Here is an 18,943-nt window from a genome sequence, read left to right as displayed (position 1 = left end):
GTGCGATGTGCGTCTCACGCACCGTTGTTGGGGCCGCCCGAGTTGGCCCCGGGGATGTCGGTGATCGGGAAGTTCGGCATGGGTGCCGGTGACGGGGTGTTGGGCAGCGACGGGATGTCTGCCGGTGGGATGTCGGTGAGCCCGTTGACGGGCGGGCCATTTTCGCGGCTGCCGTAGGCACTGCCGGGTTCACGCTCGCCGAGCAGGTGGCTGACCGTCACGAGGTGGTAGTCGTTGGCCCGCAGCACCGGGATGAACTGATACACCAGATCGACCGTGGACGAATAGGTGTCGTGGAACAGCACCACCGAGCCGGGCTTGATCTGGGACATCAGCATGTAGCGCGTGGCGGCGGTGTTGGCGTCGTTGGCCCAGTCGAACGGGATGACGTCCCAATTGATGTCGGCCAAACCCTGCTTGCCGGCTTCGGCGAGTACCCGATCGTTGATCAGACCGCCCGCGGTGCGGACGAGTTTGGGTCGGCTGCCCGTCGCGGCCTCGATCGCGTCATTGGCCTTGCTGAACTGTGCCGCGATGTCCTCGGGCGGAATCGTGGTCATGTTCGGGTGTTCCCACGTGTGGCTGCCGATCTCCATGCCGGCCTCGGCGATGCGCTTGGCACCGTCGGGGTTGGCCGCCACCTTGTTGCCGATCAGGAAGAACGTCGCCTTGGCGTCGTTGTCGTTCAGGATCTGCAGCAGACGGTCGGTGTACGGGCCGGGGCCGTCGTCGAACGTGAACGCGACACACTTCTCGACCGCACAGTCGACATCGTCGGCGCCGGCTTTTCGGACATGGCCGGTGAGAGCCCCGATGACCAGCACCGCCACGGCGACGACAACACCGAAGACGGTCCATCGCCACGCCTGCCGGTTAGCGGTGCCTGCCACTCCGGCAGCCTACCGGCTGGCGACTTGTGCACCTCCCGTAACGGCCGGCGTTACGGGAGGTGCACAAATCACTCACGGCAGGGCGCCGGGGCTGATCTCCTCCAGCATCTCGGTCACCAGCGCCGCGATCGGTGAGCGTTCGCTGCGCTGCAACGTGATGTGGGCGAACAGCGGGTGACCCTTGAGCTTTTCGATGACCGCGGCCACACCGTCGTGCCGGCCGACCCGCAGGTTGTCGCGCTGCGCGACATCGTGCGTGAGCACCACCCGTGATCCCGCGCCCAGGCGCGACAGGACGGTCAGCAGCACGTTGCGCTCCAGGGACTGAGCCTCGTCGACGATCACGAACGAGTCGTGCAACGAGCGGCCCCGGATGTGGGTCAGCGGCAGGACTTCGAGCATGCCGCGTGACAGCACCTCTTCGAGAACGGCCGGGCTGGCCAGGCCTTCGAGGGTGTCGAAGACGGCTTGCGCCCACGGCCCCATCTTTTCGCTCTCGCTGCCCGGCAGGTACCCGAGGTCCTGGCCACCGACGGCGTACAGCGGACGGAACACCACGACCTTGCGCTGGGTGCGCCGCTCCAGCACCGCCTCCAGGCCCGCGCACAGCGCCAGTGCCGATTTTCCGGTGCCGGCCTTGCCGCCCAGTGACACGATGCCGACCGACTCGTCGAGCAGCAGGTCGAGGGCGACGCGTTGTTCGGCGGACCTTCCCCGGAGGCCGAACACTTCGCGATCGCCACGGACCAGCTGCACCCGCTTGGCGGCGTTGACCCGGCCGAGCGCATGTGAGTTACCGCCAAGGAGCCGAATACCGGTGTGGCACGGCAGGTCCCGCGCGTCTGCCAGATCGATCTCACCATCGGCGAACAGCGTGTCGATGTCCTCGGCGGCGACGTCCATCTCGTCCATACCCGTCCAGCCGGACACGATGACGTCCTGCGCGTGGTACTCGTCGGCGGCCAGGCCCACCGCGCCGGCCTTGACGCGCAGCGGGATGTCCTTGCTCACCAGCGTGACGTGCTTGCCTTCGGCGGCGAGATTGGCCGCGCACGTCAGGATGCGTGAATCGTTGCTCTCGGTGCGAAAACCTGCAGGCAGCACCGAAGGATCGCTGTGATTCAGCTCGACATGCAGCGTACCGCCCTGTGTCCCAACCGGAATCGGCTGATCCAGCCGTCCGTGCTCAAGCCGCAGATCGTCGAACATCCGCAGCGCCTGCCGGGCGAACCAACCCAGCTCGTGGTGATGCCGTTTGGCCTCGAGCTCGCTGATGACGACCAGCGGGACCACCACTTCATGCTCGGCGAAGCGGGTGCATGCCCATGGATCGGACAGCAACACCGACGTGTCGAGCACATAGGTACGGACAGCGTTATCAGTCACGTGGCGCTCCTAGAACTCGCGCGGCCCCACCCGAGCTTCTCGGTGGACACTGCGGCACCAGGACCGGGGCCGGTCCTCTCGTGATCGAAACGATCGGTACCGCCCGGACAGCAGAGCATGTCGCTAGCCATCGGATTCGACGCTACTCCCGCCACGGCGGGGTTGCTGGCTGGCGCGCCGGGTGTTTGGCGCCCGGCGCGTTACGGGTTCGTGAACTCCTGGAGTTGAGGTTCGCCCGCCAGGCCCCAGGCCGCGATGCGATCGGAGATCACGGTCCGCAGCGCGGCCTTGTCGAAGATGCCCGTCTCGGCCACGAGCGCGACCTTGTCCCGATAGGCGTCGATGTCCGCGCCAATCACGTCGAGCTCGGCCGCGCGTGCGGCGATCGCCGCGACGGTCTCGTCACGGTGCGTGCCCAGCAGATGCGTCACCAGGTTGGCGAAGAACTCCTCGTGGCGCTCCTCGTCCGCGGCGATGCGGCCCATCATCGCCTTCAGCACCGGCTCGGCGACCTCCGCCTGGAGGTTGCGGCAGTAGACGGCGTGCGACCGCTCGAAGAACGCCATGAACACCAGCGTCTCGATCTGGCTGTAGGTGTCGGCCCGGTAGCCCTTCATCACGTGCTCGACGCGCACGTCCTCGTTGGCGGTCGGGTCGATCTCGCGCGTGACGACGAGGTAGTTGCGCAGCGCGACGGCGTGCAGGTGTTCCTCGGCGGTCCACCGGCCGAGGAAGCGGCCCCACTTCTCTTCGAGAATGAAGTGCTCGACGAGCTCACGGTGGTAACCGGCCAGGTTGTCCTTGGTGATCAGCAGGATCTCCAAGGCGTCGGTGACGTTCTTCGGCAACGTCACCTGCGACGGATCCCAGTCCTTGCCACCGAGGAAGGCGAAGTTCTCTCCCTGGTCGAACGGCACGTAATCGTGTGCGTACCAGAGGTCCTCGGTGTCCAGGTGGCGACGCAGTTCGGCGTTGACAACCGGCTCGAGCTCAGGGTCAGCGCGTTAGGGACAGGTTTCTGTGCCATGAAAGTAACTGTAACCCGAGTTCACACATTTCTCGAAATCGGGTCGGGCGTGTCACCGATTGTGCAGCTGCCAGTCCTCCAGCCCGTCGTACAGCGGAAACTGCCGCGCCAGGCGCGTGACGCGGTCGCGCAGCGCGGCGACGTCCGCCGCCGCGCCTTGGGCGAGCGCGGTACCGATGATGTCGGCGACCTCGGTGAACTCGATGTCACCGAACCCACGGGTGGCCAACGCGGACGTGCCGATGCGCACACCCGAGGTCACCATCGGCGGGCGCGGGTCGTTGGGAACCGCGTTGCGGTTGACCGTGATGCCGATCTCGTGAAGCAGGTCCTCGGCGGCCTTGCCGTCCAGCGGCGAGTTCCGCAGATCCACGAGCACGAGGTGCACGTCGGTTCCGCCGGTGACGACCGAGACGCCGGACTTCGCGACGTCGGCTTCCAGCAAGCGGTCGGCCAGGATCCGGGCACCCGAGAGTGTGCGCTGCTGGCGGTCGGCGAACTCCGGCGTGCCCGCGATCTTGAATGTGATGGCTTTGCCTGCGACCACCTGCATGGCCGGGCCGCCCTGTGTACCGGGGAACATCGCCGAGTTCAGCTGCTTGGCGAACTCCTTGCGGCCCAGGATCAGGCCCGAGCGTGCGCCGCCGAGCGTCTTGTGCACGGTCGTCGACACCAGGTCGGCGTGCGGCACCGGATTCGGATGCATGCGCGCGGCCACGAGGCCGGCGAAGTGTGCCATGTCGACCCACAGGTGTGCGCCGATCTCGTCGGCGATCGAGCGGAACGCGGCGAAGTCCAGCGTGCGCGGATAGGCCGACCAGCCGGCGATGAGCACCTTGGGCCGGAATTCGAGCGCGCATGCCCGCACGGCGTCCATGTCGATCAAGCCGGTCGCGGTGTCGACGCCGTAGAACCCGGACTCGTAGACCTTGCCGGAGAAGTTGAGCTTCATGCCGTGGGTCAGATGCCCGCCGTTGGCCAGGTCCAGACCGAGCAGCCGCTCCCCCGGCGCCATGAGCGCGGCCAGCACCGCGGCGTTGGCCTGCGCGCCGGAATGCGGCTGTACGTTGGCGAATTCGGCGTCGAACAGCGCCTTGGCGCGGTCGCGCGCGATGTTCTCGATGACGTCGACGTGCTCACAGCCGCCGTAGTACCGCCGCCCGGGCAGGCCCTCGGCGTACTTGTTGGTCAGGATGCTGCCCTGGGCCTGCAGCACCGAGCGCGGCGCGAAGTTCTCCGACGCGATCATCTCGAGCGTGTCGCGCTGGCGACCGAGCTCCTTGTCGAGCAACTCGGCGATGTCGGGATCGACTTCGGCGAGAGATGCGGACATCACGGACGTGGCGAGGCTCGTTGAGGCTGTCACGGTGCCCGAGTCTGGCATACCTGGCCGGGGTATTGGGGCCTACCCTGTCAGGTTGCTGTGGATTCGCTGATAGCGAAGCTCAGAGCGTGAGACCCGGGTAAAGCGGGTTGGCGTCGAGCAGCTCGGCCGATGCTGCGTGGACGCGTTCCGCGGTGCCGTCGGCCAGTTTGTACTTGGCTTTCGACGTCCCATCGGCGGCCGTGTTGGACAGCACGTCGACGATGAGCTCGGCGACCCGGTCGAAGTCGTCGGCACCGAAGCCGCGGCTCGTCAGCGCGGGCGTGCCGAGCCGGATACCGCTCGTGTACCAGGCCCCGTTGGGGTCGGCCGGCACGGCGTTGCGGTTGGTGACGACACCGGCGTCGAGCAGGGCCGACTCGGCCTGCCGGCCGGTCAACCCGAACGAACGCACGTCGAGCAGCACGATGTGGTTGTCGGTGCCGCCGGTGACCAGGCCCGCGTCGCGCTTGACGAATCCGTCGGCCAGGGCCTGGGCGTTGTCGGCGACCTGCTGCGCGTAGGTCTGGAACGCGGGCTGGCGCGCCTCGGCCAGCGCGACGGCCTTGGCGGCCATGACGTGGCTCAGCGGCCCGCCCAACACCATCGGGCAGCCCTTGTCCACCGCGGGCGCGAACTCCTCGGTGGCCAGCACCATGCCGCCACGCGGACCGCGCAGCGACTTGTGCGTGGTCGTGGTGGTGACGTGGGCGTGCGGCACCGGATCCTCGTCACCGGTGAACACCTTGCCCGCCACCAGGCCCGCGAAGTGGGCCATGTCGACCATGAGGGTCGCGCCGACCTCGTCGGCGATCTCGCGCATCTTGGCGAAGTTCACCCGGCGCGGGTAGGCCGAGTAGCCGGCGACCAGAATCAGCGGCTTGAACTCGCGAGCCGCGGCCGCGACGGCGTCGTAGTCCAGGAACCCGGTCTCCGGATTGGTGCCGTAGCTGCGCTGATGGAACATCTTGCCGGAGATGTTTGGCCGGAACCCGTGCGTGAGGTGGCCGCCCGCGTCCAGCGACATGCCGAGCAGCCGCTGGTTGCCCAGCTTGTTGCGCAGCGTCTCCCAATCCGCCTCGGACAGGTCGTTGACGTGCTTGGCGCCGAAGTTCGCGAGCTCGGGAGCCTCCACCCGGGTGGCCAGAATCGCCCAGAAGGCAACAAGATTGGCGTCGATCCCGGAGTGCGGCTGCACATAGGCGTAGGGCGCGCCGAACAGTTCGCGGGCGTGCTCGGCGGCAAGCGCCTCGACCGTGTCGACGTTCTGGCAGCCCGCGTAGAACCGGTGCCCGACGGTGCCCTCGGCGTACTTGTCGGAGAACCAGGTGCCCATGGTGAGCAGCACGGCCGGCGACGCGTAGTTTTCACTGGCGATCAGCTTGAGCGAATCACGTTGATCGGCAAGCTCTTTGCGCGTGGCAGCGGCGACCCGGGGCTCGACGGATTCGATGACCTGCAGGGCGGCCTGATAGGCGGCGCTTGCGGTGTCGGCGTAGTCGGCGCCCGAAGACGCGGGCAAGGAGGATGACGGGTCTGCTGCCATGGCATTCAGCCTAGTCGGAGCTCATCCGCGCAGCGTCGACGGGATCAGCGGCTCGTCGAGCAGCCTGCCGAACCGCTGTGTGAGTGATTCGTCGGCCGGGCGGGCATCGAGCCAGCCTCGCAGCAACCGGTAGCCCTCGATGTAGGTGCTGGTGTAGGCCCGCCACAGCGGCGAGGACAGAAACCGCAGCATCTGGCGGGCACGCTCGTCGTTGACCAGCAGCCATTGCTTGAGAAATGCGACGACGTCGTCGACGTCGCGACGCTCGTCGTGCAGCATCAGCGCGGCGTCCTGACGGACGTCGGCCAGCCCGGCCATGGCCTCCGACACCGCTTCGGCGCGTTCGCCGTCGAAACGCAGCCCGAGGTCGGCGTAGATCTCGGCCGCCCAGGCGCCCCAGCCGGGCCCGATCGCGGCATACAGCGCCAGATCGGCCAGACCCTCGGCCATCAGGCATTGCGGGGTGTTGACGAGAAAGATCGTCTGTTCGAGCTGACCGTCGCGCGCCACCAGACCGGCCTCCTTGCGGCAGTGTTCGGTGTGGTGGCCGGGATAGGACTCGTGCGCGACGAGCCGAGGCAGGTTGGCCATCTGCTGTTTGAGGTCGGCGTTGACGGCGACGGTCGAGCGGTAGTCGCCCAGGTAGTAGTTGAACCCCGACCACGGTTTGTCGGTGACGACCTCGTATGTGATGGTCTCGGTTTCGGGCAGCGGGTATTCGGCCCGCACACGGTCGCGCAGCGCCGACGAGAACGCGTGGATGCATTCCTCGAGCCGCTCGGGCGGGATCTCGTCGCCCGTGCGGTGGGCCTGGATACGGTCGGCCAGCGGACCGCTGCCGCCCAGCGCCTCGTCGAGTTTGGCGTGCGCGGCGCGGTACCTGTCCGGGTCGCCTTTCGCGATCCGCACGTCGAAGTAGGCCTCGACTTCGTCGACGAACCCGACGTCCTCACCGGCGAACTTGCGGCCCGCGCAGTTCAGCGCGCGCAGGTGCGCGGCGATGTAGGCGGCCCGGTCACGATCCAGGTCGTCGGGGATCTGGCCGAGCAGCCGGTCGGCCTGGCGGGCGAGGTCGGCCGGGTCGGGTGCGGGTTCGTTCTCGACGGCGCGACGCAGCGCGGGATCGCCCGTGAAGGAATCGACGTAGCCTTCCTCGACCCGGTCGAAGCGCAAACCGAGCAGCAGATATTCACGGACGAAGCTGTCGGAGTCGGTTGTGCTGTTCACCCGAATGTCCATCCCGTTAGGCATGCCCTCAACCGTAAATGCAAGACTGACCGAATGCCGCGGCCAAGCGAGCCGAGCCCCTATGTGGAGTTCGACCGAAGTCAATGGCGTTCGTTGCGCATGTCGACCCCGCTCAAACTCACCGAAGACGAGCTGGTGCGCCTGCGCGGTATGGGTGAGAAGCTCGACCTACTCGAGGTCGAAGAGGTCTACCTGCCCCTCGCCCGGTTGATCCACCTGCAGGTGGCCGCCCGGCAGCGGCTGTTCGCCGCGACCGCGGAGTTTCTCGGTGAGCCGCAGCAGAATCCGGACCGTCCCGTGCCGTTCGTCATCGGCGTCGCGGGCAGTGTGGCGGTCGGGAAATCCACCACCGCGCGTGTGCTGCAAGCGCTGCTGGCCCGCTGGGAGCATCATCCGCGCGTCGACCTGGTCACCACGGACGGCTTCCTCTACCCGAATCGCGAGCTGAACCGCCGGAACCTGATGCACCGCAAAGGGTTCCCCGAGAGCTATGACCGGCGTGGCCTGATGCGGTTCGTGACCGCGGTGAAGTCGGGGTCCGACGAAGTGAGCGCACCGGTGTATTCGCACCTGCTCTACGACATCGTGCCGGACGAGCACCAGGTGGTGCGCCACCCCGACATCCTCATCCTGGAAGGCCTCAACGTCCTGCAGACGGGCCCCGCGCTCATGGTGTCGGATCTGTTCGACTTCTCGGTGTACGTCGACGCCCGCATCGAGGACATCGAGAACTGGTACATCTCCCGGTTCCTGACGATGCGGTCGACGGCGTTCGCCGACCCGGCGTCACACTTCCATCACTACGCGACGTTGACCGACGAGCAGGCCGTGTTCGCCGCACGCGACATCTGGCATTCCATCAACCGGCCCAACCTGATCGAGAACATCCTGCCGACCCGGCCGCGCGCGACCCTGGTGCTGCGCAAGGACGCCGACCACGCGATCAACCGGCTGCGGCTTCGGAAGTTGTAGCCTCGCCCGAACTCAGCGGCCCGCACCGCACGGCGAACCGATCCCGCACGGTGTCCAGGCTGCGGCGAAGATGTTCGCGTTCGCGACCGTGTACGCGCATGAATCTCACCACGCCCGCGGTGCGGCGCGGCCACGGATACCAGCGGTCGTAGTCCAGGCCGCATTCACCGAACACCTTGGCGGGCATGGCATCGGCCATGAGCCCGAGGTTGTACTGGGCGAGCGTGAACAGCGTGTAGGGCAGCACCGATCTGTGCTTGTCCCACAGGTCTTGCATGTCCAGCTCGTAGAGGGGCAGGTCGGCAAGCTTGTCCAAGAACATCGCGTGGGTGAGGAAATACCCCATGTACGACGTCAGATGCATTGTGGCCGAACGCGGCTGGATCGACAGCACCGAGCCGGCGGCGGAGAGGTACGGCTCGTAGGGGTGGTCGCCCTTCGTCAGGTAGCCGGTGCAGTTCACGATCCAGCTGCCCTCCTGGATCGTTTTCGTTGCGCCGCTGCGGAATACCGCCTCGGTGGAGCCGTCGCGGTCGACGACGTCGTCGAGGTGGTCCATGATCACGTCGTTGAGACCGGCCGCGATCGCCTTGTTCTCGGTCTCGGACAGCACACCCAACAGGAAGTTGCCGGTCTGCGGCGTCAGCCACGTGCCGTACCTCGTGCGGAACCAGTCGGCGAGCTCATTCTCGTTGGTGCCGTCGAACTCCCGGCACATGTCGATGGCCATGCTGCTGAGCAACGTGCTGCCCCACCACCGCCGGGCGCCGACGGGAAAGAACTTCTCCCTGCTCGCGAAGAACGTCCCCGAGCCGGCCACCAGGTTGACCTCGCGACCCGGGTAGGCCGTGATGAGCGTGTGGGCGGTGTCCATCGCCGTCTTGCCGCCACCGATCAGCCACACGGGAGCGTCGCTGTCGCGCATCGGGCCGCTCCGCACGTCGCAGTAGTCGGGTGACACCGAATGGACACGCGCGCTCGACAGCTCAAGCGGGTCGTTCGGCATCACCCGTATTCCGTACGCCTTGATCAACCGGTTGGCCTCGATGACCCGCTGTCCGCCGTCGGGGGTGCGGCAAGTTATCCGCACATTGCCACCGGTCTCCACCTCCGATTGCAGATCCCACCCGTACCGTTCATCGACCGTCACGCGCTTCTTGATCTCGTGAAGGCAGTGCTGGAAGTGGTCCAGCACTTCGTCCTTCGTGGCGAGGTAGGACGGCTCGCGGCCCAGCGTCCACTTGATGTTGCCCGCCGTGAACATCGGGTGTGGTTGATGCAGGCGCACATAGGAGTACGTGTCGTTCCACATTCCCCCGACACGGGCGCGGCGGTCGATCAGGATCACCTTCTGGTCGCGGCTCAGATACCGGCTCGCGGCGAACAACGCGTTGAGCCCGGCGATACCGGCCCCGACGATGCACACGTCGCACGTGTCGATCTGGGTGGGAGCTGATGTTGCTTGAGCGGTCACGGCAACCTCCTCGCGATCTGTTGCCGCCAAGTCTTGTCGCGCGGGCCGCGAAAGTCTTAGGTAGTCGACTACCCGAATTGCGCGAGCGGCGTCACCCGTGTCCCCGGGTGACGCCGCATCGCCGACCGTGCGGGTCAGGCCTTGATGCGCCGTACGCCGACGTACTGCCATTCCGCCATCACCGCGGTGTAGATGCCGGTGCCGATGACGAGCACGACGCCCGCGGCGGTCAGCGACATGGTGAGGACGGCGACGATCGCGATCACCGTGCACAGCGCGTTCGCGATCACGGTGCCGATGCCCGCCGGGCGTACGTGTTCGATCGCGGCAAGCGCGAACACAACGACACCGTAGACGACCGAGAAGACCCCGACGCCGTACTCGACGGACTTCGGCAGGCCGGTGAGCTCCGAGAACCAGCCTGCCGCGGCGAGCAAAGCGATGCCGCTGATGCCGACGAACACGGCGTCGACGCGCATGGCAAGGCGCAACAGTGAATCGGTGCCGGTGGCGGACCTGGCGGTGATGGCGGTCATGATTCTCCTTCTGGTGGTGGTGTTTTCACTGCGGAAGAATGAGCACGGTGCGGGGGCGCCGTAACCTCTCGCGGCGGTGCCCCGCACCGGCTCGGGAGGGAGTCACGCCAGACGGCGCACTCCGCGGTACTGGAGCCAGGCCAGCGCGGCCGTGGCAGCGACGAAACTCAACACCAGATCGGCGCCGATCTCGCTCAGCGGCAACCAATCGGCGACGATCGCGGTCACCGTGGTGACCGCGAAGGCGACATTGCCGATGACGACGGCGACGCCGACCTTGCGGATGTCGGGCAGCGCGGCCAGCACATAGAGCAGAGCTCCGTAGCCGACGAGCGCCGCGCCCCCGATCCAGCCCGCGGTGGCGGACAGGCCGGAGATCCGGGCGAGCGGATCGGCTGCCATCGCGACGAGCAGCCCGACGCCCGCACACAGGGTGGCGTCGGCGCGCAGGGCGAACCGCAGCAGGGAGTCGGTCGAGTCGGACAGTGGCGGGGTGACGATGGCGGTCATGTCGGCTCCTCGGCGATGAGGCGATGGTCGAACGCTTCGAACACCTCAAACACTGTTCACGAAGCACTGCCAGATCGACGCCAGACACTGCCAAGCACTGCCAGCCCCAGGTCAGGGCGGTTGCGACCGCCTGTCGTTCATATCGACACGAGGGTCGTGGACTGCGCTGAAAAGCGGTCCGGCCACAGCCGGGATGTCGAAGTCAACGCCAGGGGCGCGATCCGGGTCTATCGACCGGCGGAATCCATCGCCGGGGCCAGGGTGCCGCGCAGATCAGCGGCGATCACTTTGGCCGCGGCGTTCTGCCAGTTGTGCAGCGAGCGCTGCGGCACCTCGGTCACGAACCATTGCCAGGCCTGCCGGGCGACCGGATCCAGCCCGGCGGCCGTCGCGTTCTGTGCGTAGGCCCGCACGCCGACGACGTACGGGAAATACAGCGAGTTGTAGTGGCGCCATTCCTCGGTGGTGCCGAAGTCGCCGCCGTCGCGCGGTTTGAGCGCTGCGATGCGGTCGGCGAGCAACGCCTTGAGTTCGTTGGCGCGCTCCAGTGGTTGATCGGGTGCGCCGCGCTCGGCGAGGCGGGCGTCGATGGCGGGCAGCGCGGTCAACGGGCTCGCGACGAGTTTGGACAGATCGCCGTAGTGGCCGAGGGCGCGCCGGGTGAGCCGCGCGAAGGCCTCGTCGTCCATGTCGTCGAGCGGGCTGCCCGAGCGCAACGGGAGCGCGGCCTCGGTCTGTCGCAGCGCTTCGCGATCGGCGCGCAGACCCGGTGAGCGCGAGAACGCCAGACGGTCGAACACCCCCGCGAGCGGGCCGGCCAGCACTTCGACGGCCACGGCGACCGCCAGGCTTGTGAACAGCAGGACCGTCATCGCGACGCGCCCGTCCCCGGTGTCCAGCACCGCTAGGCCGATCAGGGCTTGGGCGCCGAACGGCACCGCGATCACGAGCGTGCCGATGATGGACCTGCGCATGTCCGCGCGCAGGGCCTGACCTTCGTCGAACGCGTCCCATATCGCGACCGCGATGCCCAGCAGTGCGACGTCGAAACCGGTGGACGCCAACGCCAACCAGCTCGGCACCAAGCCCAGCGGGATGACCAGGATCGCGTTGCCGAGCGCGAAGAACAGCGTCGCCACGATGATGAACCCCACGACCGAACCGGGCTTGGCTCCGCCGAGGACCGCCTTGACCATGGCGCCGAGCGCGGACAGGGATATGACGGCGAACATCACCCAGTGCCCGGTGCGGAGCGGGCCGTCGACGCTGCCCGCCATGGCGGCCCCGGCCAGCGCCAGGACGGCGACGGCGAAGATCGCGGCGATCTCACCTGCCCGTGCCCGCCAGGTGTCGCGGGGACGGGCCAGCTCGACCATCACCGCGAACCACGCGATACCCGGCAACGCGACCAGGTAGATCTCGATGCGGCTGAGCAGTTCCGAACCCGAGGTGACGCGAACGGCGTCGAGTGCGACGACGGCTGCGAAGCTCGTCAGCCCGATCGCGGCGAACACCAGCACGGGTTTGCGCGGGTCGCGGGCCAGCAGATAGAGACCCAACCACCAGCTGAGTGTGAAGACCACTGCCGACAGCGCAGCCATCTCTTCAGTTTGTCACTTGCGCTGTCACTTGCCGAAACGGCGGTGCCTCGCGGTGTAGTCGCGCAGGGCGCGCAGGAAGTCGACCCGGCGGAACGCGGGCCAGTACGCCTCGGTGAACCACATCTCCGAATAGGCGCTCTGCCACAACAGGAATCCCGACAACCGCTGCTCACCCGAGGTGCGGATCACCAGGTCGGGATCAGGCTGCCCGGACGTGTAGAGGTTCTCCGAGATGCCGTCGGCGGTCACGGCTTCGATGAGTTGCTCGGCCGTCGCGCCGTTCGCGAGTTCCTTCGACAGCAGCGAGCGGACCGCGTCGACGATCTCCTGGCGGCCGCCGTAAGCCACCGCGACGTTGACGTGGAACGTCCCGGACGCCGTCGACGCCGTCCGCTCGGTGGCCTCCCGCAGGCGCCGGGCAGGCTCGTCCCCCAACAGTTCGAGATCGCCGACGGTGCGCACGCTCCACTTGTTGGCCGGCGCGCAGATCTCTTCGACGACATCGGTGATGATCTCGATCAGCGCGGACAGTTCCTCGGGGTCGCGCTGCAGATTTTCCGTCGACAGCAGATACACCGTCGTCATCTCGATGCCGGCGGCCTGGCACCAGCGCAGCATCTCGGCGATCTTCGCCGCACCCATCCGGTACCCGATGCTGACGTCGTCGTGACCCGCGTCACGCGCCCATCGCCGGTTGCCGTCGCACAGCACCGCGATATGGCGTGGCAGCTCGGATTTGGACCGCGCCAGCTCCTGGCGCAACCGCATCTCGTAGAGCCGGTAGGCCGGTTCCTTGAGACGCGGGGGAATGATGTCCACGAGAATCAAGACTACTGTGATCGTCGGGGTACCCCATGGCTGTTGATGGAGGTGACATGTCCGCGCCGATCGATGCCGCCAAGCCTTACCGGTCAGCGGCGGTGGTGAACCGGCCCGCCGAGGATCTGCCGGAGGCAGTGGCAGAGGGTGTCGCGCAGTTTCTCGGCAAGCCGCGAGCGCGTGGCTGGATCCATGTGTACTCGGCGGTCATCGCGTTCATCGCCGGTGCCGCACTGGTGTCGGTGTCGTGGTCGGTGGAGTCGACGCGGGCCGGGCTGGCCACGTTGCTCTACACGTTCACGATCGTGGCGATGTTCGCGGTCAGCGGTACCTATCACCGAGTGCACTGGACCTCGGCGAATGCCCGCAAGTGGATGAAGCGGCTCGACCACTCGATGATCTTCATCTTCATCGCAGGCAGCTACACACCTTTCGCGCTGCTGGCACTCCCGGAATCCAAAGGCATGGTGCTGTTCTGGATCGTGTGGGGCGGCGCGATCGCGGGTGTGCTGCTCAAGATGTTCTGGCCGTCGGCGCCACGCTGGCTCGGCGTGCCGCTCTACATCCTGCTGGGCTGGGTGGCGGCCTGGTTCATCGGACCGATCATGCACGGCGCCGGGGTGGCCGCCGTCGTGCTGTTAATCGTCGGCGGTGCGCTCTACAGCATCGGCGGCGTGCTCTACGCGCTCAAATGGCCGAACCCGTGGCCGACGACATTCGGACATCACGAGTTCTTCCACGCCTGCACCGCGGTCGCGGCGATCTGCCACTACATCGCGATGTGGTTCGCGGTCTTCTGAATCGTCTTCCGAGTCAGAGCTGCTTGATGTCCGCGGGTGACCAGTAGGCCTTCATCGACGTGATCTGACCGTCGTCGTCGAAGGTCATGACCTCGATGGGTTCGATGCGCATCGCGCCGCCGATGGTGATGGCGAACACGAACGCGGCCTCGGTACCGCCCGGGCGGAAGCTCAGCAGTTCGGTGGAGATCCCGCCTGCCGCCTCGATGTTCTTGTAGAAGCCTTCGATGGCCTGCCTCCCGATGTGGACCTCACCGCTGCCGACCGGGTCTTCGAGAGTCGCGTCTTCGGCGTACAGCGCCGCGATGTCGGCCGCAACGCCTTTCGCGCAGGTGTCGAGGTAACGCTTGACGAAGGTTTCCAAGGCTGCCGCGTCGTGGCTCATGGCCGCGAGGCTACACGGCCACACCGAGTGCGGCAGCGAGATCCTCGACGCTCGTCACGGGCAGATCGCACACTCTGCCCCGGCACACGTAGGCCGCGTCGGCACCGTCGACGCGGTCACGGCCCATCAGCAATTCCGACGAGTCGACCGCGCCGCCGACCACCACTGCCCCGCCCGGCGCCAGGGACCGCGCCGCGGCCAGCAGTTGCGAGGACGGTTCGCACGCGACGGCGATCTGGATGGGCCCGCGCACCGCGGCCTCGGCCACCGCCAGCCAATGCCCGGCCGAGCGCGCGGCCCGCGCGAGGATCGGGGTAGCCGTGGCCAAAGTCGCCTGTGCCGCATCGGCATAGCGCTCCGACGAAGTCAGGTGCGCTGCCAGTTGCAGCGCCTCGGCGATCAACGACGCCCCGGCCGGGGTGGCCCCGTCGATGGGGTCGGCGGGCCGCACCATGAGCTTCTCGGCGTCGTCGGCGGTGTCGAACCAGCGTCCGGGCTGCTCGGCATCGGCGAAGTGGTCGAGCGCGACATCCAAGACGTGGACCGCCTCGGCCAGCCACGATCCGGTCAGTTGATACAGCGTCAACAGTCCGGTCGCCAACGCCGCGTGATCCTCCAGGATCGCGGCGCTCTCACCGACCTGGCCGCCGAGACTCGCGCGCCGCAACCGTCCGTCGACGATGTGCAGAGCCCACACTCGACGCGCGCATTCCATTGCGGCATCGAGCAATTCGGGCCGGTCGAGCGCCACCGAGGCCTCGGCCAACGCGGTGATCGCCAAACCGTTCCATGCGGTCACCACCTTGTCGTCGCGCCCGGGCTGGGGACGTGCGGCACGGGCCGCCAGCAGCCGGGCGCGCACGGACGCGAAGCGGGCCTCGTCGCCGGGATCGGCGGGAAGCTGCAGAACCGACGAGCCGTGTTCGAACGTGCCGGCCGCGGTCACACCGAAAAGCGAAGTGGCCCAATCGCCGTCGTCCGCACCGAGGACCTCTCGCAGCTCGTCGGGGGTCCACACGTATGTCAGCCCTTCGCGGCCGGCGGCGTCGGCGTCCAGCGACGACGTCAACATCCCGTCGACACCGAGTTCACGGATCATGAAATCCGCTGTCTCGGAAGCTATCCGGCGGGCCAACGAGTTCCCGGTGCGGCGGGCCAGGTGCGCGTAGGCGCGCAGCAGCAACGCATTGTCGTAGAGCATCTTCTCGAAATGCGGTACCACCCAACGAGGATCGACGCTGTAGCGGGCGAATCCACCGGCCAGCTGATCGTAGATACCGCCGCGGGCCATCGCCGAACAGGTGCGCTCGACGGCACCGAGCGCGTCGCCGGACCCGGTGCGCTCATGGTGACGCAGCAGGGCCTCCAACAATGCCGACGGCGGGAACTTCGGCGCCCGGCCGAAGCCGCCGTGCACGGCGTCCTCATCGCTCAGGACGGCCGCCACCGCGTGGTCGCACAACTCGGGCCCCACGGGTGCGCCACCTCCGGGCAGCGCGGCCGCCATCGACCGCAGCTCGGTCGTGATCTGGTCCGACGCCTGCTCGACCTCGTCGCGGCGGTCTCGCCACGTCTCGCCCACCGCCGCCAGCAGTTGCAGGAAGTTCTGCTTCGGGTAGTACGTGCCGCAGAAGAACGGGCGGCCGTCCGGTGTCAGAAAGCAGGTCATCGGCCAGCCGCCCTGACCCGTGAGTGCGACGGTGGCGTTCATGTACACCGCATCGAGGTCGGGGCGTTCCTCCCGGTCGACCTTGACGCAGACGAACCCGTCGTTCATCGCCGCGGCCACTGTGGCGTCCTCGAACGACTCGTGCGCCATCACGTGGCACCAATGGCAGGCGGCGTAGCCGATCGACAGCAGAATCGGGACATCGCGCTGCGCGGCCTCGGCCAGCGCGTCGGCCGACCATTCGCGCCAGTGCACCGGGTTGTCGGCGTGCTGGCGCAGATATGGGCTCGTGGACCTGCTCAGTCGGTTGGCCACACGTCCACAGTAGGCGTCAGCCCGAACCCTTCGCGGTTCCGTTCTCGGACTCGGCCTCGGTCTCGGCGTCCACCGTGCCCTCGTCGGCGGCCTGGTCGGGCTCGGGGTGTTCGCGATCGAAGGATTCCGGGAGTTTGCGCAGATGCCGGTTCATCGACCAGACCAACGCGAACGTGCCTGCCAACAACAGCACCGTGATGAGCAGCCCGAAAGGTGCGGCCTTGCCGAACTCCGGGCCCGTGTTGCGGGGCTCCTCGGCCATCAGCGTGACCACGGCCGTCAGTGTCTCGATCATCTCTCAATCCCGGTGAACAGGTCGTCTTCCGGGAGGCTCACCGGCACGCGCGAACGGGCCAGCTCGAACTCCTCGGTCGGCCACAACCGCTGCTGCCACTCGATCGGCGCGTGGAAGAAGTCACCCTTCGGGTCGATCTGGGTGGCGTGTGCCCGCAGTGCGTCGTCGCGCTGGCTGAAGTACTGCGAGCATTCCACCCGGGTGGTCACCCGATTGGCGAACACGTCGTGGTCCGGGTCCCAGTGTTCCAGCCACTTGGCGAAGGGTCCCTGCTGGCCGTGCTTGGCGAACTCGTCCTGCAGCAGCTGCATGCGTTGCCGCAGGAAGCCGTGGTTGTAGTAGAGCTTCGACACGGCCCACGGTTCACCCGCATCGGGGTACAGCAGGTGGTCGGCGGCGGCCTCGTACGCGGCGACCGAAACCTCGTGGCAGCGGATGTGGTCGGGGTGCGGGTAGCCGCCGTTCTCGTCGTAGGTCGTCATGACGTGTGGACGGAACTCCCGGATCACCCGGACCAGCCGCTCGACGGGCTCGGCCAGCGGCACGAGGGCAAAGCATCCCTCCGGCAACGGCGGCGGAGGGTCACCCTCGGGCAGCCCGGAGTCGACGAATCCGAGCCAGTGGTGCTCGACGCCGAGGATCTCGGCGGCCTTGGCCATCTCGTCGCGACGGACCTCGTGGATCCGGCCGTGCACCTCGGGGAGGTCCATCGCCGGATTGAGAATGTCTCCGCGCTCGCCGCCGGTCAGCGTCACCACCATGACGCGTGCGCCCTCGGCCGCGTAGCGCGCGGTGGTCGCCGCCCCCTTGCTGGACTCGTCGTCCGGGTGCGCGTGCACCGCCATCAACCGCAGTTCACTCATTTCGTTCCATCTAACTACGGTGACCTCTTACCTAATTCCTGTACCCAAGCCGGTGGCTGTGCTGTCGGACCCTATAGTTCCAGTTCTGATGATCGAACGTCCCGCCGCCCGCTACGGATCGCGGCAACTGCCTCGCCGAACCCGTCGCTGGATTCTCGTCGCGGTCGCCGCGCTCGTGGTGGTGGCAGGCGTCGTCGTCGCGGTCATCGCGTTCCAGCGGTTCGGTAGTCGCGACGTAAAAGGCGAGCTCACGGCCTATGAGTTGATCGACGACGAGACCGTTCAGGTGACGATCGGGGTCACTCGGCCCGATCCGTCCCGGCCCGTGGTGTGTATCGTGCGGGCCCGTTCGATCGACGGCGGCGAGACCGGCAGGCGCGAGGTTCTGGTCGCACCGTCCGACCAACGAGTGGTGCAGGTGACCACCCAGGTGAAATCGACCCGCAAACCCGTCGTCGGCGACATCTACGGCTGCGGCACAGACGTGCCGTCGTACCTGGTGGCACCCTGATTCTGCGCGGCGCAACAAACGCCGAACAGCGAATACGTGAAGATCCGCTGTCTACGCGGTGGTACGATTGTGCGATACACGGTTCCTCGCTGGGGCCGTGTATTGCTGCATTAGCGCTCAGAAAAGCGCTTGCGCCCGCAGCAGTACACGCGCATGCTCCCGGCCCGAAACTGAGAACTTTTCGTACGAAGGCGCGAGAGCACCGCAAGACATAGATGACAGGAGCGCGAAGACATGACCGACACTCAGGTCACCTGGCTCACCCAGGAGGCATTCGACCGGTTGAAGGCTGAGCTGGATCAGCTGATCGCCAACCGGCCGGTCATCGCCGCCGAGATCAACGACCGCCGCGAAGAGGGCGACCTCCGCGAGAACGGCGGCTACCACGCCGCCCGCGAGGAGCAGGGCCAGCAGGAAGCCCGCATCCGGCAGCTGCAGGAACTGCTCAACAACGCCAAGGTCGGCGAGGCACCGAAGCAGTCCGGGGTGGCGCTGCCCGGCTCGGTAGTCAAGGTGTACTACGACGACGACAAGAGCGACACCGAGACCTTCCTGATCGCCACGCGCCAGGAGGGCATCAGTGACGGCAAACTCGAGGTCTACTCACCCAACTCACCGCTCGGCGGCGCTCTTATCGACGCCAAGGTCGGGGAATCGCGCACCTACACGGTGCCCAACGGCAACACGGTCAAGGTCACTCTGGTGAGCGCCGAGCCGTACCACGCCTGACGCT

General features: G+C 67.2%; 18 protein-coding genes and 1 pseudogene. 4 read left to right on the top strand and 15 right to left on the bottom strand.

The genetic code is table 11. The features are described from left to right. Positions 1-14: 14 nt before the first annotated feature. The 6 genes and pseudogenes from ACOI2T_RS08560 to ACOI2T_RS08535 all read right to left on the bottom strand — a co-directional run bounded on the left by ACOI2T_RS08560 (position 15) and on the right by ACOI2T_RS08535 (position 7,463). Entirely contained in the window at positions 15-890 is an 876-nt protein-coding gene (locus ACOI2T_RS08560; protein WP_409503294.1) for a polysaccharide deacetylase family protein, read from the bottom strand. 72 nt (positions 891-962) lie between these two features. Beyond that, on the bottom strand, positions 963-2,276 hold the full coding sequence (locus ACOI2T_RS08555) for an RNA 5'-3' helicase PhoH2 (RefSeq protein ID WP_067844666.1): 1,314 nt from the start codon (positions 2,274-2,276) through the stop codon (positions 963-965). A 200-nt stretch (positions 2,277-2,476) separates the two neighbouring features. After that, a pseudogene (locus tag ACOI2T_RS08550) lies at positions 2,477-3,303 on the bottom strand (acyl-ACP desaturase). 52 nt (positions 3,304-3,355) lie between these two features. Next, a complete protein-coding gene (gene glyA, locus ACOI2T_RS08545; RefSeq protein ID WP_409503394.1) occupies positions 3,356-4,636 on the bottom strand; it encodes a serine hydroxymethyltransferase in 1,281 nt (426 codons plus the stop codon). A 112-nt stretch (positions 4,637-4,748) separates the two neighbouring features. Then, positions 4,749-6,212 carry a glycine hydroxymethyltransferase gene (locus ACOI2T_RS08540; RefSeq protein WP_409503295.1) on the bottom strand — a complete coding sequence of 488 codons (1,464 nt, stop codon included), beginning with the start codon at positions 6,210-6,212 and terminating at the stop codon, positions 4,749-4,751. 21 nt (positions 6,213-6,233) lie between these two features. Further along, a complete protein-coding gene (locus ACOI2T_RS08535) occupies positions 6,234-7,463 on the bottom strand; it encodes a DUF885 domain-containing protein (protein ID WP_409503296.1) in 1,230 nt (409 codons plus the stop codon). Between the two features lie 30 nt (positions 7,464-7,493). Between ACOI2T_RS08535 and coaA the strand changes: the two genes are divergently transcribed. Beyond that, positions 7,494-8,432: a type I pantothenate kinase gene (gene coaA, locus ACOI2T_RS08530; RefSeq protein WP_067844656.1), complete on the top strand. Its 939-nt coding sequence runs from the start codon at positions 7,494-7,496 to the stop codon at positions 8,430-8,432. On the opposite strand, the gene ACOI2T_RS08525 is transcribed toward coaA, so the two are convergent. The 5 genes from ACOI2T_RS08525 to ACOI2T_RS08505 all read right to left on the bottom strand — a co-directional run bounded on the left by ACOI2T_RS08525 (position 8,404) and on the right by ACOI2T_RS08505 (position 13,372). Then, positions 8,404-9,906, bottom strand: coding sequence for an FAD-dependent oxidoreductase (locus ACOI2T_RS08525; protein WP_409503297.1), 1,503 nt, complete (start codon positions 9,904-9,906; stop codon positions 8,404-8,406). The genes coaA and ACOI2T_RS08525 overlap by 29 nt on opposite strands. Before the next feature lie 134 nt (positions 9,907-10,040). Next, positions 10,041-10,442 (bottom strand): hypothetical protein, encoded by a 402-nt coding sequence (locus tag ACOI2T_RS08520; protein ID WP_409503298.1) that lies wholly within the window; start codon positions 10,440-10,442, stop codon positions 10,041-10,043. Between the two features lie 102 nt (positions 10,443-10,544). Beyond that, positions 10,545-10,952: a hypothetical protein gene (locus ACOI2T_RS08515; protein ID WP_085143999.1), complete on the bottom strand. Its 408-nt coding sequence runs from the start codon at positions 10,950-10,952 to the stop codon at positions 10,545-10,547. Positions 10,953-11,179: 227 nt separating this feature from the next. Beyond that, a complete protein-coding gene (locus ACOI2T_RS08510) occupies positions 11,180-12,553 on the bottom strand; it encodes a hypothetical protein (RefSeq protein ID WP_409503299.1) in 1,374 nt (457 codons plus the stop codon). A 24-nt stretch (positions 12,554-12,577) separates the two neighbouring features. Then, positions 12,578-13,372: a (2Z,6E)-farnesyl diphosphate synthase gene (locus ACOI2T_RS08505; protein WP_067844646.1), complete on the bottom strand. Its 795-nt coding sequence runs from the start codon at positions 13,370-13,372 to the stop codon at positions 12,578-12,580. A gap of 56 nt (positions 13,373-13,428) precedes the next feature. Between ACOI2T_RS08505 and trhA the strand changes: the two genes are divergently transcribed. Beyond that, entirely contained in the window at positions 13,429-14,172 is a 744-nt protein-coding gene (gene trhA, locus ACOI2T_RS08500) for a PAQR family membrane homeostasis protein TrhA (RefSeq protein WP_409503300.1), read from the top strand. A 13-nt stretch (positions 14,173-14,185) separates the two neighbouring features. On the opposite strand, the gene ACOI2T_RS08495 is transcribed toward trhA, so the two are convergent. From ACOI2T_RS08495 to mca, 4 genes are read right to left on the bottom strand one after another with little or no spacing between them, the layout of a single operon-like run. After that, a complete protein-coding gene (locus tag ACOI2T_RS08495; RefSeq protein ID WP_067844643.1) occupies positions 14,186-14,557 on the bottom strand; it encodes a nuclear transport factor 2 family protein in 372 nt (123 codons plus the stop codon). Positions 14,558-14,567: 10 nt separating this feature from the next. Further along, on the bottom strand, positions 14,568-16,541 hold the full coding sequence (locus ACOI2T_RS08490; protein WP_409503301.1) for a thioredoxin domain-containing protein: 1,974 nt from the start codon (positions 16,539-16,541) through the stop codon (positions 14,568-14,570). A 16-nt stretch (positions 16,542-16,557) separates the two neighbouring features. Beyond that, a complete protein-coding gene (locus ACOI2T_RS08485; RefSeq protein WP_067844638.1) occupies positions 16,558-16,836 on the bottom strand; it encodes a hypothetical protein in 279 nt (92 codons plus the stop codon). Next, positions 16,833-17,699: a mycothiol conjugate amidase Mca gene (gene mca, locus ACOI2T_RS08480; RefSeq protein ID WP_085144006.1), complete on the bottom strand. Its 867-nt coding sequence runs from the start codon at positions 17,697-17,699 to the stop codon at positions 16,833-16,835. Before mca ends, ACOI2T_RS08485 begins: the two co-directional genes overlap by 4 nt. Before the next feature lie 88 nt (positions 17,700-17,787). Between mca and ACOI2T_RS08475 the strand changes: the two genes are divergently transcribed. Then, positions 17,788-18,210 carry a DUF4307 domain-containing protein gene (locus tag ACOI2T_RS08475; protein WP_409503302.1) on the top strand — a complete coding sequence of 141 codons (423 nt, stop codon included), beginning with the start codon at positions 17,788-17,790 and terminating at the stop codon, positions 18,208-18,210. A 234-nt stretch (positions 18,211-18,444) separates the two neighbouring features. Next, on the top strand, positions 18,445-18,939 hold the full coding sequence (greA, locus tag ACOI2T_RS08470) for a transcription elongation factor GreA (RefSeq protein ID WP_067844633.1): 495 nt from the start codon (positions 18,445-18,447) through the stop codon (positions 18,937-18,939). The last annotated feature ends 4 nt before the right edge of the window (positions 18,940-18,943 follow it).

This window comes from Mycolicibacterium wolinskyi str. Jessa 2025 (genome assembly GCF_049241375.1).
Classification (GTDB): Bacteria; Actinomycetota; Actinomycetes; order Mycobacteriales; family Mycobacteriaceae; genus Mycobacterium; species Mycobacterium wolinskyi.
Note: the sequence above shows the minus strand (reverse complement) of the source record. Positions and strands in the feature narration are given on the sequence as shown.

Coding starts and splice junctions, on each gene's coding strand:
- glyA (WP_409503394.1), bottom strand. CDS start 4,636: ATGTCCGCATCTCTCGCCGAAGTCGATCCCGACATCGCCGAGTTGCTC.
- ACOI2T_RS08540 (WP_409503295.1), bottom strand. CDS start 6,212: ATGGCAGCAGACCCGTCATCCTCCTTGCCCGCGTCTTCGGGCGCCGAC.
- ACOI2T_RS08535 (WP_409503296.1), bottom strand. CDS start 7,463: ATGCCTAACGGGATGGACATTCGGGTGAACAGCACAACCGACTCCGAC.
- coaA (WP_067844656.1), top strand. CDS start 7,494: ATGCCGCGGCCAAGCGAGCCGAGCCCCTATGTGGAGTTCGACCGAAGT.
- ACOI2T_RS08520 (WP_409503298.1), bottom strand. CDS start 10,442: ATGACCGCCATCACCGCCAGGTCCGCCACCGGCACCGATTCACTGTTG.
- ACOI2T_RS08515 (WP_085143999.1), bottom strand. CDS start 10,952: ATGACCGCCATCGTCACCCCGCCACTGTCCGACTCGACCGACTCCCTG.
- ACOI2T_RS08510 (WP_409503299.1), bottom strand. CDS start 12,553: ATGGCTGCGCTGTCGGCAGTGGTCTTCACACTCAGCTGGTGGTTGGGT.
- trhA (WP_409503300.1), top strand. CDS start 13,429: ATGTCCGCGCCGATCGATGCCGCCAAGCCTTACCGGTCAGCGGCGGTG.
- ACOI2T_RS08495 (WP_067844643.1), bottom strand. CDS start 14,557: ATGAGCCACGACGCGGCAGCCTTGGAAACCTTCGTCAAGCGTTACCTC.
- ACOI2T_RS08485 (WP_067844638.1), bottom strand. CDS start 16,836: ATGATCGAGACACTGACGGCCGTGGTCACGCTGATGGCCGAGGAGCCC.
- mca (WP_085144006.1), bottom strand. CDS start 17,699: ATGAGTGAACTGCGGTTGATGGCGGTGCACGCGCACCCGGACGACGAG.
- ACOI2T_RS08475 (WP_409503302.1), top strand. CDS start 17,788: ATGATCGAACGTCCCGCCGCCCGCTACGGATCGCGGCAACTGCCTCGC.
- greA (WP_067844633.1), top strand. CDS start 18,445: ATGACCGACACTCAGGTCACCTGGCTCACCCAGGAGGCATTCGACCGG.